The following is a 17483-nucleotide window of genomic DNA, read 5'->3' as shown; positions in this document are numbered from 1 at the left end:
CGGGTGTTACGACTCGTTCTCCTTCTTCGGAACGGTCGGCATGCCCAGGAACGGCAGCTTCAGCGCGCCGAACGCCTCCGCCGGGACCGCCGGGGCCTTCGGCTCGACCGGGGACAGCCGGACGTACGTCTCCGTCTGCGCCGGGCGCGGGTCGTCCTCGCCCTTGTTCGGCCAGAACGACATCGCCCGCTCCGCCTGCGCCGTGATCGTCAGCGACGGGTTCACTCCCAGGTTGGCGGAGACCGCCGCGCCGTCCACGACCGAGATGCCCGGGTGCCCGTACAGCCGGTGGTACGGGTCGATGACGCCGGACTCCGCGTCCGCGCCGATCGGGCAGCCGCCGAGGAAGTGCGCGGTCAGCGGGGTGCCCATCAGCTCGCCGACGTTGGAGCCGGCGAAGCCGTTGATCTCCTCGGCGAGCAGGCCGGCGGCCCGCGTCGCCGCCTCGATCTGCGTCGGGTTGGGCGCGCCGTGGCCCTGGCGGGCGGTGAGCAGGCCCTTCCCGAAGCCGCCGGGCTTGCGGTAGGTGGTCAGCGAGTTGTCCAGGGACTGCATCACCAGACCGATGATGGTCCGCTCCGACCAGCGCCGGTTGGACAGCGAACGGGCCGCGAGGGTGGGGTGCTTGAGCAGCTCCAGGAACCACTTGCGCACCCGGTGCGCGCCGTACGGCACCTGGAGGATCGTCAGCGCGCCCATCGAGTTGGAGCCCTTGCCGTAGCGGACCGGCTCGATGTGGGTGTTCTCGTCCGGGTGGATCGAGGAGGTGATGGCGACGCCGCGGGTGAAGTCCGCCCTGGCCTGGCCGTGCTTCTTGCGGTAGCGGCGGTCGGTGGTCTGGGAGCCGACCAGGCCCTCGGAGTTGGTGCGGGTGAGCTCGCCGAGCCTGCCGGAGATCCGGGGCAGCAGACCGGTGTCCTTCATCCGGTGCAGCAGCGTCTGGGTGCCGTAGGTGCCGGCGGCGATGACGACCTTCGGCGCGGTGAAGGTGCGGCCCTTGCCCTTCTTCCGGTTGTCGGTGGGCAGGGTCTTGACCGCGTAGCCGCCGCGGGAGTCCTCGGTGACCGCGACGACCGAGGTCATCGGGTGGACGACCGCGCCCGCCTTCTCCGCGAGGTAGAGGTAGTTCTCGTTGAGGGTGTTCTTCGCGCCGTGCCGGCAGCCGGTCATGCACTCGCCGCACTCGGTGCAGGCCTTCCGGGAGGGCCCCGCGCCGCCGAAGAACGGGTCGGCGACCTCGCCGCCCGGCTTGGCCTTCGCGTCGCCCGCGCCGTCCTTGCCGTCGCCGAAGAACACGCCCACCGGCGCCATGTGGAAGGTGTCGCCGATGCCCATGGCCTGCGCGGTCGCCTTCAGGTGGACGTCCGACGGGGTCATCGTCGGGTTGAGCCGCACACCCAGCATGCGCTTGGCCTGGTCGTAGTACGGCTTCAGCTCCTCGCGCCAGTCGGTGATGTGCTTCCACTGCGGGTCGTCGAAGAACGGGGCCAGCGGCTCGTACAGGGTGTTGGCGTAGTTCAGCGAGCCGCCGCCGACGCCCGCGCCGGCCAGCACCATCACATTGCCGAGCAGGTGGATGCGCTGGATGCCGTACAGGCCGAGCGACGGGGCCCACAGGAAGTTCTTCAGGTCCCAGGAGTTCCTGGGCAGGTCGGTGCGGGCGAAGCGGCGGCCGGCCTCCAGGACGCCGACCCGGTAGCCCTTCTCGGTGAGCCGCAGGGCCGTGACGGAGCCGCCGAAGCCGGAGCCCACGACGATCACGTCGTAGTCGTACGAGCCGTCCTCGTCGGGGTTCTGGACGTGGGGTACCGCGGTCATGGCTCTCCTCGGAGAAAAAGGTGCGGGAACAGGGCGTCAGCGCAGGCGCAGGGCCTTCATCGCCTTCAGCGACACGCTCATGAACGCGGCGTACTTCTCGTCGTCCATGCCGAAGGACGGTGCGAGCGGCATCAGCCGCTGCTGGGCGACGGTCTGCGCCTCGGTGTACTTGAGGATGCCCTCGGAGCCGTGGCGCCGGCCGAGGCCGGAGTCCTTCATGCCGCCCATCGGGGACTGCACGCTGCCGTAGGCCGGCGCGTAGCCCTCGTTGATGTTGACGGTGCCGGTGCGCAGCCGGGCCGCGACGGCGTGGCCGCGCCGGGAGTTCTTCGTCCAGACCGAGGAGTTGAGGCCGTACGGGGTGGCGTTGGCCAGCTCGATCACCTCGGCCTCGTCCTTGAAGCGGTAGATCGAGACGACCGGGCCGAAGGTCTCCTCGGAGCAGACCGCCATCGGGGCGGCGACGCCGTCGAGGATGGTCGGCTCGAAGAACAGCGGGCCGATGTCCGGGCGGGCGACTCCGCCGGCGACGAGCGTGGCGCCCTTCGCGACGGCCTCCTCGACGTGCCGGGTGACGGTCTCCAGCTGGCGCGTGCCGACGAGGGAGCCCATGTCGGCCCCGTAGGCGAGGGAGTTGCCGAGCCGCATGGCCTTGGTGCGGGCGGCGAACCGGGCGACGAAGTCGTCGGCGACGGACTCGTGGACGTACAGCCGCTCGATGGAGATGCAGAGCTGGCCGGCGGAGGAGAAGCAGGCGCGGACGGCGCCGGCGGCGGCCTTCTCCACGTCGGCGTCGTCGAGGACCAGCATGGCGTTCTTGCCGCCGAGTTCGAGGGAGACGCCGACGAGGCGGGCCGCGGCGCCCTGGGCGACCTCGCGGCCGGTGCGGGTGGAGCCGGTGAAGGAGACGTAGTCGGCGTGCTCGACGACGGCCGGGCCGACGACCGGGCCCTCGCCGAGGACGACCTGGAAGACGGCGGCCGGCAGGCCGGCCTCGATCAGCAGGTCGCGCGCCCACAGGGCGGTCAGCGCGGTCTCGGTGTCCGGCTTCATGACGACGGCGTTGCCCGAGACGAAGGCGGGCAGCGCGTCGCCGACGGAGAGTTCGAGCGGGTAGTTCCAGGGCGCGATCTGGCCGACGACACCGCGCGGCTGGCGCAGTTCGGTGACCTTGGTGAGGGTCGGGACGACGCCGGTGTGCCGCTTGGGCTTCAGGTACGCGGCGGCGCGGCGGCCGTAGTGCCGGGCGGCGACGGCGACCGCCTGGATCTCCTCGTGGGCGTGCAGCCGGGCCTTGCCGGTCTCCAGCTGGATCAGGTCCAGGACCTCGGCCTGGCGGTCCAGGAGCAGGTCGTGGAAGCGGAGCAGGACGGCGGCGCGGCGGTGGACCGGGGTGGCCGCCCAGACGGTCTGGGCGGCGCGGGCGAGGGCGAACGCCTCGGCGACGTCCTCGGGGGTGGACTCGGGCAGGTCCGCCAGCTTCTCCCCGGTGTACGGGGTGTGGTTGGCGGTGCGGCCGGACCCGACGACGCCCTTGGTGAGCCGGGCCACCAGGTCCGGGGTCACGACGTCGGCGGCCGTGCGCGCACCGGCCGGGGCGGGGGCGATCGGGTTGGTGCCGACGGACACCGGAGCGGCGGGGGCCTCGGTGTCCTGGGCGGTGGGGGCGGTGGCCTGCGAGTCCGTCATGAGGGCGAGGGTAGGCCCCGTTCCGCGCTTTGGGTACCCGTCGGTAACACTTTTCACCGCCCACCCACAACCGCGCCAGTGATCGCTGGCAAATAAGCCCTGATCAGGGGATTGGCACGGAGTCAGTCCGTCGTGGCGGCCGCCGAGAAATCTTCGATCCGCAGTCCCTTCACAACCTCGGCATAGATCCCCTCACCGTCCTTCGCGGCCTTCCCCTCGGCGGGCATCTTGACCCGCAGGTGCCAGTACGTCCTGCCCTCGCCCGGGATCAGCAGCTCGTGGTAGCGGTAGCGGACCGGGTCGTCCTCGGCCGACGAGTACGGCGTGTAGTCGACGACCAGCTCGGACGCCTTACGGCCCTGGTGCTGGACGCCCTTCACGGTGACCTCCGCGTCCTTCATCTGCAGGCCGTTCTCGCCGCCCTTCTCGTACTTGGTCTTCCGCGCCCCGGCGTCGGCCCCCGGATTGTTCTCGTCGGCCTTCGAGTGCCAGAAGTCGATCTCGAAGACGCCGCTGGGGTCGGTGAACCAGACGGCCCCGTAGTCGTCGTCCTGGAGCCGCTTGTACTCCTCCGGGATCGTCACCTCGGCCCGCAGCAGCTCGCGCTCCGGGCGCACCTGCCAGCCCGCCGGCGGCTCGTCCCCGGAGAACGGGTCCAGGACCAGGAGCGTCGCCGCCAGGGCGACCGCCAGGACGCCGCCGAGGAACCCGTACCGGGCCCCGCGGCTCTCCGCGAGCACGGGCGGCACCCAGCGGCTGCGGGACCGCGCCGGCACCGATGCGGCCTGCGTGGGGGCGTGCACCGGTACGGGAGCGGCCACGGCCTCCAGCACGGCGCGGATCTCCGCCGGGCCCGGCCGCGCCGCCGGGTCCTTGCGCAGCAGCCGCATCACGAGGCCGCCGAACGGGCCGGGCGCCCGCGCCGGGGACTGCGGCTCGGCGGAGAGCACCGCCTGCAGGGTCGCCGGGGTGTTCGTCCGGCGGAACGGCGACATGCCCTCCACCGCCGCGTACAGCACCACGCCCAGCGACCACAGGTCCGACTCCGGCCCCGGCCGCTGCCCGAGCAGCCGCTCCGGCGCGACGAACTCCGGCGAGCCCACGAACGCGCCGGTCTCGGTCAGCCGCTGCTCGCCCTCGATCGTGGCGATGCCGAAGTCGGTGAGCACCACCCGGTCGGCGCGGCCGAGCAGGACGTTGTCCGGCTTCACGTCGCGGTGCAGCACCCCGACCTCGTGGGCGGCGGCCAGCGCGCCCAGGACGTCCAGACCGATCCGCGCGGCCTCGCGCGGGTCCAGGGTGCCCTCCTGGAGCCGGTCGGCCAGCGACTGGCCCCGGACCAGCTCCATCACGACCCACGGCCGGGCGTCCTCGACGACGACGTCGTGCACGGTGACCACGGCCGGGTGGTCGATCCGGGCGGCCGCCCGGGCCTCGCGCTGCATCCGCAGATGGATGTTTCCGCGCTCCTGGTCGGACAGATGGTCCGGCACGCGCGGCTCCTTGACGGCGACCTCGCGGTCGACGACCTCGTCGCGGGCCCGCCACACCGTGCCCATACCGCCGTGCCCGAGCCGCGCGAGCAGCCGGTACCGGCCGCCGACGACCCGGCCGGTGCCGGGCTCGCCCTGGGGAGGTACTGCATGGGGAGGTGCCGCGTGGGGCGGGGCCGGGTGCTGGGGCACCGGCCCTTCCGGCGGTCTCGGCGGCTGAAGTCCGTAGCTGGTGGGCTCGTTCATCCGTCCCCCGTAGTCGTTCATGGCCACCATCCTGCCGAACCCCGGGTGTCAGTCGCTCGGCGGCTGCCAGCTTTTCAGCATGTGGTCGAACTGCCGGCGGGTTTCGTCCCATTCGCCCGCCGGCGAGGACATGTAGATGGCGTACTCCGTGCCGTCGTCGCCGTAGTAGAACTGGTCGATCGCGCGCCGCGGTCCCGGATGGTTCTGCCGCTCGGTCCAGCTGAACTCCAGGAGACAGGCGTACTGCTGGTCCCGGAAGGTGTTCTGGGTCAGCCGCTCGCGCTTGTAGCCGAACCGCTTCCTGAGCTGCTTCTCCAGGTCCTTGGCGTGCAGCAGCGGCGTCTCGAAGTCGGGCTGCCGGTCGATGCTGATGCGCAGGAGGTGCCGTCCGTTGTCCGGGGTGTAGTCGATCTGGCCCCCGTGGTTGATCTGCCGTTTCCAGCCCTTGGGCACCGAGATGCTGAAGCCCTCCTCGTCCTTCACCCGCCGCCAGCCGGCCGGGTCGACGACCTCGTCGCCCGTCCCCTTCTCCTTGCCAGGCGTGGTGGTGGCGCCGGCCGACGGGCCGGGGCCGCGCCCCTGCTTGTCGCGGTCGTCGCCGTTCGCCCCGTTCCCGTACGTCATCACGGCGAACACCGCGGCGCCCGCGACCAGTCCGGCGACGACGGCCGCCACGACCGCCGCGCGCCACCGGCCGCCGCCGGACGACGTGGACGTGGTCGTGACCGGCGAGTCGGCGGTGGACGGCACGGGCTGCTGGAGGGTGACGACCGAGTCGAGCTGGGCGGCCTCGACCCGCTGGGTCGGCACGAACGCCTGCGCCGCCTTCGGCGTCCGGCCCTCCATCGCCTCCAGGAGCATCCGCTCGGCCGCGTCGGCCGACGGGCGGCCCTCCGGGTCCTTGCGGAGCAGCGCGGTGATGACCGGCGCGAGCGCCCCGGCCTTGTCCGGGAACACCGGCTCCTCCGTCACCACGGCCTGCATGGTGGTGATCGGCGAGTCGCGGCGGAACGGGCTCACGCCCTGCACGGCCGCGTACAGCGTCGCGCCCAGCGACCACAGGTCGGAGGACGGTCCGGGCGCGCCGCCGCGGACCCGCTCGGGCGCCAGATAGTCGATGGAGCCGACGAGTTCGCCGGTCCGGGTGATCGTCGAGTCGCCCTCGATGGCGGCGATGCCGAAGTCGGTGAGCAGGACGCGGCCGTCCCGGGCCAGCAGCACGTTGCCGGGCTTGACGTCGCGGTGCAGCACCCCGGCCGCGTGCGCGGCGCGCAGCGCGCCGAGGACGTGCAGCCCGATCCGGGCCGCCTCGCGGGCGTCGGGCGTGGACTCCTTCATCGCGTCGGCGAGCGAGGGCCCGTCGACGTACTGCATGACGATCCACGGGCGGTCGTCGTGCTCCAGGACGTCGTGCACGGTGACCACGCCCGGGTGGGTGATCCGGGCCGCGGCCCGGGCCTCCTTCTGCGTCCGGGCGTGCAGCACGGCCCGGTCGGCCTCGGACACGAACCGACCCGCCGTCAGCTCCTTCACCGCGACCGTGCGGTGCAGGACCTCGTCCTGAGCACGCCAGACCTTGCCCATGCCGCCGCGGCCGATGGACTCGCTCAGCCGGTATCTACCGGCGAGCAGGGGTCCGGCGCCTGTGCTCTGAGAATGTTCCACGTTCCCCCGCCCGTTCCTTCGGATGCCAGGTTACGGAGGGGGGTACGGGGGGCGGAACCTCGGGGCGCGCATTTGAACCGCACTGTGACCGTCAGCGGGTGGTGCTGTACGCCTTCACCGCCTGCTGGTAGACCTCGGAGACCTTGTCGCGCTGGGCGTCCGGGCCGATCACCTGGACGACGTGGTAACGACCGTTCACGATCAGGGCCAGGTTGCGAACGTACAGCTCACGGCCGTCGTCGTCCTGCCAGGTGAACTGCCCCTCGGCCATCGCCTGTCGGCCCACGTCGACCCGGCGCAGGCCGGTCGCGCCGGACCAGGAGGAGTCCCGCCACGGCTGGAGCTCGCGCTCCCGGGTGCGCTGGTACGCCATCGGGTCGGAGCCGTTGGCCTGCACGGTGTCCCGGCCGGGGACGACGAGCAGGGTGAAGTCGCCGCTGGTGAAGCGGACCTGTCCGTCGTCGTTCTTCCCGGAGCGCTTCCAGCCCTTGGCGACCGCGAGCTGGAAGCCCTCGGGGTCCTTGTGCAGCCGGTAGCCGGGGGCGAGGTCGGGGGCGGGGGACTGCTGGGGCGGGGGTGTGCGGGTGGGGGTGGGCGTCGGGGTGGGCTTGGGCTGGGGCTGCTGGGGCTGTTCGGACTGCTGCGTCGGCTGAGGCGCGGGCGCGGCGTCGCCGCCCTCCTGCCCCTGCCTGGGCATGAAGAGGAAGGCGTACGCGACGGCGCCGCCGAGCAGCAGCAGGACCAGGAGCAGCAGGACGCGGCCGAGCGCGCGGGGGCTGCCGGAACTTCTGGGCGACTTGGGGGCCTTGGGTGCCCTGGGTGCCCTGGGCGCCTTGGAAGCCCGCGGCGGCTTGGGCGCTTTGGGGGTCTTGAGGGGCTTCGGGGCGTGCTGGGGCAGCTCCTCGCGGAACTGCTCGTCGTCGGCCCGGAATTCGGCCGGTGCGCGGCGCTTCTGCTCCTTGCCCTTCTTGTGCCGGCCACGGCGCTTGCGGACCAGTTCGCCACGGCGGCGCACGATCGGGAGCCGCGTCGGGTCGTCGGCCGGCAGCGGCACGGCCGCGGCGCCCAGCTCCGGCTCCGGCGCGGACCTGATGAGCGAGCGGAGCCAGCCGCGCAGCTCCTCGAAGTCGGGGCGCTCGGTGGGGTCCTGACGCAGCAGGGACTCGACGACAGGACGGAGCGGACCGCACTCCTCGGCGAACGCCGGCGGCTCGGCGCAGACCAGCTGGACCAGCTCGACCGCGCTCTCCTCGGGGTACGGGGCGTGGCCCTGTACCGCGCGGTAGAGCAGCGCGCCGAGGGCCCAGAGGTCGGTCGCGGGGCCGATGGGCGGCGCGAGCTGCCAGTTCTCGTGGACGGGACCGGCCTGCTCGGGGGCCCAGCGCTCGGTGACCGGGCCGACGAGGGCGATCCGGGCCTGGCGGGCGCGCTCGGCGGCGAGCGGGGTGGCGGGGCCGCGGTACGCGGGCGGGGGGCCGCCCGCGGCGACCACCTCCTCCCAACGGCCGGGCAGACGCGCGGAGTCCGCGTCGGAGGCGCGGGCCGGCAGACCGCCGGCCGGAACGGGCGCGGCGCCGTCGCGGGAGACGTGCGGGCCGTCGCTCCAGGTGCCGGCGAGCATGGCGCGGCCGGGCTCGGGCCCGTAGTCGTCGTCACCGCCGTCGTCGTCCTCGTCGTCGGCCGCGGCGCGGGCCCACCACTGGGGTTCGGGCGCCCCGTCGGCCGGCGCGGGCGGACCCGGCGGACGCACGTCCGCCGGGGGCAGCGCGGCCCGCGTCTCGGAGATCCGGGCGGCGGCGCGCGCCCCGGCCCGGTACGCGGCGATGGCGCCGGCCCGGGCCGCGCGGACGTCAGCGGCCGAACTCGGCGGCGCACCGGCCGGGTCGGCGCGCACGGCCTCCAGCTCGCCCCCGGCCTGCCGGGGCGCGGGAAGCAGCGACCCGCGAGCGGGGTCGCCGTCGAGGGCAGGGGCGCCGGACGTCGGTACGTCGGGGGCCGCGGGGCCGGGAGCAGGCTCGTACGCGGCCGGGGCCTCGGCCTCCTCGTAGGCGTGGTCGGTGTCTTCGGTGTCTTCGGGGTCTTCGGTGTCGTACGCGGGGGCGTACGCCGCCCCGTACTCCCGCTCGTCCTCGCCCTCGTCCTCGCGGTCCTCCGGGGGGATCGGGGCGTAGCCGCAGAGGGCCTCCTCGGCGGCGCCGGCGGCGAGGCCGGTGAGGACGACGCGGCCGTCGTCGCAGATCAGGACCGTGCGCGTGGTGATGTTCCGGTGGGTCCAGCCGTGGGCGTGGAGCACGCGGAGGGCGGTGAGGAGGTCGGAGGCGATCTCGGCGGCGCGGTACGGGTCCAGCGGGCGTTCCGCGAGGAGCGCGGCGAGCGGGCGGGCGGGGATCAGCTCGCTCACTATCCACAGCGAACCGGCCTCCGCGAACACGTCGAAGACCTGGTCGAGCCGCGGGTGGTCGGGGATCTGGGCGGCGGCCTGCGCCGCCTCGATGGCACGGCGGACCGCCGGGTCGTTGGGCCGCCGGGTGGCCCGCCCCTGCGCCTTGCGGGGCGCGCCGCCGTGCCCGTACCCGGCTCCGTACGCGCGGCCGTCCGCGTCCAGGACCTCGGCGTCGACGACCTCGGGCAGCGGGACCTGGCGGACCAGCACCTCCTGGCCGCTGTACGTGTCGAACGCCCGGGTCTCGACGAGTTCGTACGCGTCGGAGGGCGGCAGCGGAAGGCGGTAGCGGTCGGCGAGCACTCTCCCCGCGTAGTCGTCCACGACGCCTCCCCAGCAGCGTGCAGTCCCCCAACCCCGCCCCACGATACGTGGCGTGGGTCAGTCCTTGGGGCTGAATGTCGCGAACGCCGTCTCCCGCAGCGTGCGGCACTCGGGCCCGTTCCACTCACTCGCCTTGCAGCTGACCATGATCGAGTAGCCGTGCTTGGCGTCGACCTTGAAGCCGCGGTTGAGGACGTGCACCCGGATGCCCTGCTGGTTGCGCTCGAACTCCCAGTCGGCGACCGTCGGGTAGCCCTTGTAGGACACCTTCCTGATGCCGAGGTGCTGGTAGCCGTTGCTGCTCGCGGAGACCGCGGAGACGGCGGACGCCCAGGCCGCGGCGGCGTCGTCCTTGGGGCTCGCGTTGAAGTCCACCTGGACGCGCGGGAAGCCGCCGGAGGCGCTGAAGATGGCGCCGGAGTTCTGGCCGGCTATGCCGGTGAGCTTGAAGCGGGCCGGCATGGCCATGGTGAAGTGGAAGCGGGCGTTGGTCACCTGCACGTAGCCGGCGGGCAGCTGCGTGCCCGTGCCGGTGGCCGGGGGGTTGCTCGCCCCGCCGGTGGGCGTCGTGCCGGGCGGCGTGGCGTCGCCGCCCGTGCCGGGCTCGCCGGTGGCCTTGTCGCCGCCCTGCTGACCGGGGTCGGTGGGCGACTCGCCCGCGCCGGCGTCACCACCGGTCGCCCCGGACGAGGCGACCTTGTCGCCGCCCTTGCCGGTGCCGGTACCGCCCTTGGCCTTGTTGTCGTCACCGCCGCTCATCACGATCCCGATGACCGTCGCGAGCACGGCGAGGGCCGCGACCACGGCGATGATCACCAGCGTGCGGCGCGGGACGACGTCGGTGAGCGAGGCCCGGGCCGGCGCGGACCCCTCGGGGCGCTGCGGCTTCTGCTGCCGCTGCTTCTGCTGCGCGGCGGCCGCGGCCGCCGCGTTCCGCACCGACTTCAACGCGCCGCGCATCCGCTCGGCGGCGACGGCCGACTTGTCCGCCACCGGGTTCGCCGTGCGCGGCTTCTCCGTACCCGGCTTCGCCGCCGGCTCCTCCGGCGGGACCGGGGGCAGCGGGACGACCCGCGTCTTCTCCGGCGACGGCTCGGCGGCCGGCGGGGCGGGCTCGGCGAGCACCGCCTCGAGCAGCGCGCGGGCGCCGGCGTCGTCGAGGCGCTGCGCCGGGTCCTTGGCGAGCAGGCCGAAGATGACCTGCTCCAGGCCGGGGCCGGCGTTCTTCGGCGGGTCGACCGGCTCGGTCATCACCGCGGTGAGCGTGGCGATGGCGGAGCCCTTGTCGTACGGCGGGCTGCCCTCGACGCTCGCGTACAGCAGTCCGCCCAGCGACCACAGGTCGGCGGCGGGACCGGGCTTGTGGCCGCGGGCCCGCTCGGGCGAGATGTAGGAGGGCGCGCCGACGAGCATGCCGGTGGAGGTGATCGAGGGGTCGCCCTCGACCTGCGCGATGCCGAAGTCGGTGAGGACGACCCGGCCGTCCTCGGCGATCAGCACGTTGGAGGGCTTCACGTCGCGGTGCAGGATGCCCTCGCGGTGCGCGGAACGCAGCACGTCGAGGATGGCGAGGCCGACCTCGGCGGCACGGCGCGGCGTGAGCGTGCCGTCCTCGCGGATGGCGTCGGCGAGGGACTTGCCCTCGACGAGCTCCATGACGATCCACGGGCGGTCGTCCTCGTCGACGACGTCGAAGACGGTCACCGCGCCGTTGTTGCGGACCCGGGCGATGGCCTTGGCCTCGCGCAGGGTGCGGGTGATGAGGCGGCGCTTCTCGTCCTCGTCGATGCTGTTGGGGAACCGGAGTTCCTTGACGGCGACGGTCCGGCCGAGCGTCTCGTCGACGGCGCGCCAGACGGTGCCCATGCCGCCCCGGCCGAGCACCTTGCCCAGCCGGTACCGGTTCGAGAGCAGCCGTCCCTCGGCCGTCGGCGCCGGCGCCTTCCCGAACGCCCCGCCGGCCGAACCTCCTGCCCCGCTCTCCCGCGGAGCCTTCGTCAGGACCGAGGTCCGGGCGTCCTTCGGCGCCGCGTCCGCCGCCGACGGCGCGTCCGCGGCCTTCTCGGCGTCCTTCGCCCCCTCGGTCGCGCCCTCGGGCTCGTCGCGGACGGACTCGTCCGCCCGCTCCCCCTCACGCGCCGCGGGAACCACACCCCGGTTGTCGTCGGTCCCGGCACCCTCTGATGCCGTGCTCCGCGACTGCTCCGCCTCCGACATGCGTCCCCTCTGCGATCCCTCGTCCTCGCCCGCGTCCGCCGCGTCCCGCTGTGATTGCGGTAACCCGCCCCGGAAGACAGCCCATTGTCCCTCACACCGGGACCGGTGCCGCTCCGGGGTCCGCACTCCGGAAGGATGGCCGCGGACGAAGGGACTCCCACCATGCCACCGGCCCGCACCCGACTCGCCGCGCCCCTGGTCGCGGCCGTCCTCGGGCTGGCCCCGGCGCCCCTCGCCACGGAACCGACTCCTCCCGTCCTGGCCCGGTTCGTCACCGAGGGCGGTGTCCCCGCCGCGGCCGCGCTGGTCACCGCGCCGGGCACGCCGGACCGGTTCACCACCGCGGGCGCGCCCGCCGTCCGCCGGGACGAGCACTTCCGGGCCGGCAGCCTCACCAAGACCTTCGTGGCCACGGTCGTCCTCCAGCTCGTCGCCGAGGGCCGGCTGCGGCTCGACGAACCCGTCCGCGCCCGGCTCGGCAACCCGGTCCCCGGCCGGCCGCTCGACCCCCGCATCACGGTCCGCACCCTGCTCGACCACACCAGCGGCCTGTACGACTACGTCCGCGCCGGCGCCTCCCCTCCGCCCGTCACCCCGGCCGCGGCGCTGCGGACCGCTCTGGCCCACGCCCCGGGCCCGGTGGGCTCGTTCGCGTACTCCAACACCAACTACGTCCTGCTCGGTCTGCTCGTCGAGCGCGTCACCGGCCGCCCCTACGCCGTCGAGGCGCACCGCCGCATCCTCGTCCCCCTCTCCCTGACCGGCACGTCCTTCCCCGGCTCCCGCCGGACCCTGCCCGCCCCGCACCGCCCGGGCGAGCCCCCGCTCGACCCCCGGACCGCGGGGGCGGCGGGCGAGCTGGTGTCCACCCTCGACGATCTGAGCCGCTTCTACTCCGCGCTGCTCGGCGGCCGGCTGCTCCCGCCCGCCCAGCTGCGCGAGCTGCTCGACACCTCGGCCACCGGCGGCCGCTACGGCCTGGCCGTCGAGCCCGTCCGGCTCCCGTGCGGGGTCACCGTCTGGGGGCACAGCGGCCGGATCACCGGCAGCGCCGTCCGGGCCGCGGTCACCGCCGACGGCCGCCGCACCCTCGTCTTCCGGGTCACCACCGACCGCCCGGCCGACCGCAGACTCCAACACGCCCTGCTGGACTCCGCCTTCTGCCCCTGACCCCCGTCAGGTCCCGACCTCGTCAGCTCCGCGCCCCGTCAGATCCGGCCCCGTCAGATCGGCACGATGTCCGGCGCGCCCAGCCGGGCCGCGTCCGCCGTCAGGTCGTCCGGCTGGAGCTGCGACTCGCGTTCCGCCTCCACCCGCTTCTCGTAGTGCTCCACCTCTTTCTCGATCTGGTTCTTGTCCCAGCCCAGTACGGGCGCCATGAGCTCGGCGCACTCCCGCGCGCTGCGCGTCCCCCGGTCGAAGGTCTCGATCGAGATCCTGGTCCGCCGGGTCAGCACGTCGTCCAGGTGCCGCGCCCCCTCGTGCGAGGCGGCGTACACGATCTCGGCCCGCAGATAGTCGTCCGCCGCCGCCAGCGGCCGGCCGAGCCTGGGGTCGGCGGCGATCAGGTCGAGCAGTTCCTCCGTCAGGGAGCCGTAGCGGTTGAGCAGATGCTCGACCCGGACGACGTGCAGCCCGTGCCGGGCGGCGATCCTGGCCCGCGCGTTCCACAGCGCCTGGTAGCCCTCCGCGCCGAGCAGCGGCACGTCCTCGGTGACGCAGGCGGCGACCCGCATGTCGAGGCCGTGCACCGCCTCGTCCACCGCGTCCTTCGCCATCACCCGGTACGTCGTGTACTTGCCGCCGGCCACCACCACGAGCCCGGGCACGGGGTGGGCGACGGTGTGCTCGCGCGAGAGCAGACTGGTGGCGTCCGACTCCCCCGCGAGCAGCGGCCGCAGCCCGGCGTACACGCCCTGGACGTCGTCCCGGCCCAGCGGCACCGCCAGCACGCTGTTGACGTGTTCGAGGAGATAGTCGATGTCGGCGCTGGAGGCCGCCGGATGGGCCTTGTCCAGGTCCCAGCCGGTGTCCGTGGTGCCGACGATCCAGTGCCGGCCCCAAGGGATCACGAACAGCACGGACTTCTCGGTCCGCAGGATCAGGCCGGTATTCGAGTGGATCCGGTCCTTGGGCACCACCAGATGGATGCCCTTCGACGCGCGTACATGGAACTGCCCCCGTTCTGCGATGAGCGCCTGGGTGTCGTCCGTCCACACCCCGGTCGCGTTGACGATCTGCCGGGCGCGGATCTCGTACTCCGCACCCGCCTCCACGTCCTGCACCCGCGCGCCGACCACTCGCTCGCCCTCGCGCAGGAAGCCGGTCACCCGGGCCCGGCTGGCGGCCTTCGCCCCGTAGCTCGCCGCGGTGCGCACCAGGGTGGCGACGAAGCGGGCGTCGTCCATCTGGGCGTCGTAGTACTGCAGCGCGCCCACCAGGGCGGTCTTCTTCAGGCAGGGCGCGACCCGCAGTGCGTTCCGGCGGGTGAGGTGACGGTGCACCGGCAGGCCGCGGCCGTGCCCGGAGGAGATCGACATCGCGTCGTACAGCGCGATGCCCGAGCCCACGTAGAACCGCTCCCACCCCTTGTGCTGCAGCGGGTAGAGGAAGGGCACCGGCTTCACCAGGTGCGGTGCGAGCCGTTCGAGGAGCAGTCCGCGCTCCTTCAACGCCTCGCGCACCAGAGCGAAGTCGAGCATCTCCAGGTAGCGCAGCCCGCCGTGGATCAGCTTGCTCGACCGGCTGGACGTGCCCGACGCCCAGTCACGGGCCTCGACGAGTCCGGTCGCCAGTCCGCGCGTGGCCGCGTCGAGCGCCGTGCCGGCGCCGACCACGCCGCCGCCCACCACCAGCACGTCCAGCTCGCGCTCGGCCATGGCCGCGAGCGCCTCGGCGCGCTCGGCCGGTCCCAGTGTCGCTGTCCTCACCGCTGCCTCCCGTCGTCCCCCGCGAGGTCGCCCGTGTGGTCGGGCTCACAGACGATTCTGTCCCGACCCTCCGACTTCAGCCACTGCCCGTCACGTTCTGTGGATAACACTCGGCGACTTCGACCTTGCAATGCCACATGTCGGTCATATTTACGCCTAGTCTGACATTGCACTCGCCTCGTTCTGTCCACCGGGCTTGCGCATCGCGTCCCCTCCGGCTACTGGGAAGGACGGCCCTCCTCCATGCCCGCTGATCTCGCCGTCATCGGCCTCGGCCACCACGGACTCCCCCTCGCCCAGGCCGCCATCGCCGCCGGCATCGACACCGTCGGCTTCGACACCGACCCGCGCGCCGTCGCCGAACTCGCCGCGGGCCGCCCGCCCGTCGACGGCTCGCTCACCGCCTCGGAGATCCGCCGGATGCTCTCGGGGGGCTTCCGGCCGACCACCCAGCCGGCCGAACTCGGCCGCGTCCGCACCGCCGTCATCTGCGCCCCCACCCCGCCCGGCGCCGACCGGGACCTCGACCTCACCGCCGTCACCGACGCCGCCCGCGCACTGGCCGCCCGGCTCCGCCCGCACACCACCGTCCTGCTCGAGTCCCCCGTCCCGCCCGGCACCACCGAGGGGCTCCTGCGCGACCTGCTCGAAGCCGGCTCCGGACTGCGCGCCGGCCGCGACTTCCACCTCGCGTACTCCCCCGACCGGCTCGACCCCGGCAGCCGCACCCGCGGCTACCACGGCACACCCAAGGTCATCGGCGGACTCACCCCCGCCTGCACCGAGTCCGCCGCCGCCTTCTACGGGCGCCTCACCGACAAGGTCGTCCGCGCCCGCGGGCCGCGCGAGGCCGAGACGGTCAAGCTCCTGGAGACCAACTTCCGGCACGTCAACATCGCGCTGGTCAACGAGATGGCGGTGCTCTGCCACGAGATCGGCGTCGACCTGTGGGACGTCATCCGCTGCGCCGAGACCAAGCCGTTCGGCTTCCAGGCCTTCCGTCCCGGCCCGGGCGTCGGCGGCCACGGCGTCCCCGTCGACACCCTCGGCACGCACCGCCCGCTGCGCATGGTCGAGCTGGCGAGCCAGGTCAACGAGCGGATGCCGCAGTACGTCGTCCAGCGCTGCACCACACTCCTCAACGAGCACGGCAAGTCCGCCCGCGGCGCCCGGATCCTGCTCCTCGGCGTCACGTACAAGCCCGACCTCGCCGACCGCCAGGCCGCCCCCGCCACCGAGATCGCCCGCCGGCTGCGGGACCTCGGCGCGGCCGTCAGTTTCCACGACCCGCACGTCCTGGACTGGCGGGTGCGGGACCTGCCCGTCCCCCGCGCCGACTCCCTCTACGAGGCAGCCGCCGACGCGGACCTGACGGTGCTTCTGCAGCACCACCGCACCTACGACCTCCAGGGCCTGGCGGTGAAGGCCCAACTCCTCCTCGACACCCGTGGCGCGACCCCGGCAGGCGCGGCCCACCGCCTCTGAGAACGCCCGCGACGGCTGTCTGAGCGGAGTGCTACTCTCCGGCCCTCTCGCTCGCACAGCCGTGCGCCACCGTCCCATGGGGGGATCCGCAGCATGTCTCAGCCCGTTCCGCCGCCCGGCAATCCGTTCGCCGGCGGCGCCGCACCCGCCCCCGAGCCGTACCCGGCCCCGCCGGCCCCGGTCCGCGCCAACCTCGGCCTCGGCATCGCGGCGGCGCTGGTCGCCGCGCTCGTCGCCGGCATCGTCTACGGCGTCGTCGCCGGCGAGATCGAGATGGAGATCGGCTGGGCCGCCGTCGCCGTCGGCTTCCTCGCGGGCTTCGCGGGCGGCAAGGTGGGCGGCCCGAACCGGATCCTGCAGGTCGTCGCGGCCCTGTTCTCGGTCGGCGGCGTCTACCTCGGCCAGCTCGTCGGCATCGCGATGATCGGCGGCAAGGAGCTGAACATCCCGTTCACGGAGATGTTCTTCCAGAACTTCGACGTGCTGGTCCAGGCCTGGAACGAGAGCAAGGACCTCATGACGTTCGTGTTCTTCGTGTTCGCCGCCGTCGCCGCGTTCGCCGGCGTCCGCAAGGCCGCCGCGTAACCCGTACGAACAGAGGCCCCGCACCCTGGTGGGTGCGGGGCCTCTCCTGGTGTCCGGACCTTTACGCTCGCACGTGCGTCCACACGTTCCAGGGGGGAACCGAGCATGTCCCAGCGATACCCGCATCCGTCCGAGCCCGCGCCCGAGCCGGACAGTGCGCTGCTCGGCGTGCTGGCGGCGGTGATCGTCGCCCTGATCGGCGGCGTCGTGTACGGCGTGGTCGGCGGCACGTTCCACGTCGAGATCAGCTGGGCCGCCGTCGCCCTCGGCTTCTTCACCGGCTACGTGTCCGGCAAGGCGGGCGGTGCGAACCCGGTGCTCCAGGCGGCCGCCGCCGTGTTCTCGATCGGCGGCGTCTACCTCGGCGAACTCGTTATCGCCGCGCTCATCACCAGCCAGGACCTGAACATCGCGCTCACCGAGGTCTTCCTGAGCCACTCCGGCCTGGTGGGCGAGACCTGGGACCTGCTCTTCCGGGACAAGTTCACGGTCCTGTTCTTCGCCCTCGGCGCCGCGGGTGCCGTAGCGGGCGTCCGCAAGGGCGGCGCCCGCTAGGCATCCGCGTGCGCGCCGGGCACACGCGCGCGG

At 73.5% G+C, this 17483-nt stretch carries 11 protein-coding genes; 4 read left to right on the top strand and 7 right to left on the bottom strand.

The annotated features are described in order from the left end of the window. Positions 1–6: 6 nt before the first annotated feature. The 6 genes from ABZO31_RS20140 to ABZO31_RS20115 form a co-directional block, all read right to left on the bottom strand. Complete coding sequence (locus ABZO31_RS20140) at positions 7–1818, bottom strand: GMC oxidoreductase (RefSeq protein WP_406862610.1); 1812 nt, start codon at positions 1816–1818, stop codon at positions 7–9. Between the two features lie 36 nt (positions 1819–1854). Beyond that, positions 1855–3507, bottom strand: a complete 1653-nt coding sequence (locus tag ABZO31_RS20135; protein ID WP_406862609.1) for a succinic semialdehyde dehydrogenase — start codon at positions 3505–3507, stop codon at positions 1855–1857. Between the two features lie 122 nt (positions 3508–3629). Next, complete coding sequence (locus ABZO31_RS20130; RefSeq protein ID WP_406862608.1) at positions 3630–5267, bottom strand: serine/threonine-protein kinase; 1638 nt, start codon at positions 5265–5267, stop codon at positions 3630–3632. A gap of 27 nt (positions 5268–5294) precedes the next feature. After that, a complete protein-coding gene (locus ABZO31_RS20125; protein ID WP_406862607.1) occupies positions 5295–6911 on the bottom strand; it encodes a serine/threonine-protein kinase in 1617 nt (538 codons plus the stop codon). Between the two features lie 91 nt (positions 6912–7002). After that, a complete protein-coding gene (locus ABZO31_RS20120; protein WP_406862606.1) occupies positions 7003–9678 on the bottom strand; it encodes a protein kinase in 2676 nt (891 codons plus the stop codon). A 57-nt stretch (positions 9679–9735) separates the two neighbouring features. Then, entirely contained in the window at positions 9736–11895 is a 2160-nt protein-coding gene (locus tag ABZO31_RS20115) for a serine/threonine-protein kinase (protein ID WP_406862605.1), read from the bottom strand. A gap of 162 nt (positions 11896–12057) precedes the next feature. Here ABZO31_RS20115 and ABZO31_RS20110 point away from each other — a divergent pair, with 162 nt between their 5' ends. Next, on the top strand, positions 12058–13065 hold the full coding sequence (locus ABZO31_RS20110) for a serine hydrolase domain-containing protein (protein ID WP_406862604.1): 1008 nt from the start codon (positions 12058–12060) through the stop codon (positions 13063–13065). Positions 13066–13118: 53 nt separating this feature from the next. Here the strand turns inward: ABZO31_RS20110 and ABZO31_RS20105 are convergent, their stop codons facing one another. Then, positions 13119–14825: a glycerol-3-phosphate dehydrogenase/oxidase gene (locus tag ABZO31_RS20105; protein ID WP_406862603.1), complete on the bottom strand. Its 1707-nt coding sequence runs from the start codon at positions 14823–14825 to the stop codon at positions 13119–13121. A 243-nt stretch (positions 14826–15068) separates the two neighbouring features. Here ABZO31_RS20105 and ABZO31_RS20100 point away from each other — a divergent pair, with 243 nt between their 5' ends. The 3 genes from ABZO31_RS20100 to ABZO31_RS20090 all read left to right on the top strand — a co-directional run bounded on the left by ABZO31_RS20100 (position 15069) and on the right by ABZO31_RS20090 (position 17450). Continuing rightward, positions 15069–16310 (top strand): nucleotide sugar dehydrogenase, encoded by a 1242-nt coding sequence (locus ABZO31_RS20100; RefSeq protein ID WP_406862602.1) that lies wholly within the window; start codon positions 15069–15071, stop codon positions 16308–16310. Positions 16311–16403: 93 nt separating this feature from the next. Continuing rightward, positions 16404–16895 carry a hypothetical protein gene (locus ABZO31_RS20095; RefSeq protein ID WP_406862601.1) on the top strand — a complete coding sequence of 164 codons (492 nt, stop codon included), beginning with the start codon at positions 16404–16406 and terminating at the stop codon, positions 16893–16895. 105 nt (positions 16896–17000) lie between these two features. Next, the gene (locus ABZO31_RS20090) at positions 17001–17450 is read left to right on the top strand and encodes a hypothetical protein (RefSeq protein WP_406862600.1); all 450 of its coding nucleotides are present in this window, start codon (positions 17001–17003) and stop codon (positions 17448–17450) included. Positions 17451–17483 lie beyond the last annotated feature (33 nt).

The organism is Streptomyces solicamelliae (assembly GCF_045348655.1).
Lineage (GTDB): Bacteria > Actinomycetota > Actinomycetes > Streptomycetales > Streptomycetaceae > Streptomyces > Streptomyces solicamelliae.
Note: the sequence above shows the minus strand (reverse complement) of the source record. Positions and strands in the feature narration are given on the sequence as shown.

Excerpts from the sequence above, each read along its gene's own strand:
- ABZO31_RS20095 (WP_406862601.1), top strand. The coding sequence starts at position 16,404 with ATGTCTCAGCCCGTTCCGCCGCCCGGCAATCCGTTCGCCGGCGGCGCC.
- ABZO31_RS20130 (WP_406862608.1), bottom strand. The coding sequence starts at position 5,267 with ATGAACGACTACGGGGGACGGATGAACGAGCCCACCAGCTACGGACTT.
- ABZO31_RS20100 (WP_406862602.1), top strand. The coding sequence starts at position 15,069 with ATGCCCGCTGATCTCGCCGTCATCGGCCTCGGCCACCACGGACTCCCC.
- ABZO31_RS20115 (WP_406862605.1), bottom strand. The coding sequence starts at position 11,895 with ATGTCGGAGGCGGAGCAGTCGCGGAGCACGGCATCAGAGGGTGCCGGG.
- ABZO31_RS20110 (WP_406862604.1), top strand. The coding sequence starts at position 12,058 with ATGCCACCGGCCCGCACCCGACTCGCCGCGCCCCTGGTCGCGGCCGTC.
- ABZO31_RS20135 (WP_406862609.1), bottom strand. The coding sequence starts at position 3,507 with ATGACGGACTCGCAGGCCACCGCCCCCACCGCCCAGGACACCGAGGCC.
- ABZO31_RS20090 (WP_406862600.1), top strand. The coding sequence starts at position 17,001 with ATGTCCCAGCGATACCCGCATCCGTCCGAGCCCGCGCCCGAGCCGGAC.
- ABZO31_RS20140 (WP_406862610.1), bottom strand. The coding sequence starts at position 1,818 with ATGACCGCGGTACCCCACGTCCAGAACCCCGACGAGGACGGCTCGTAC.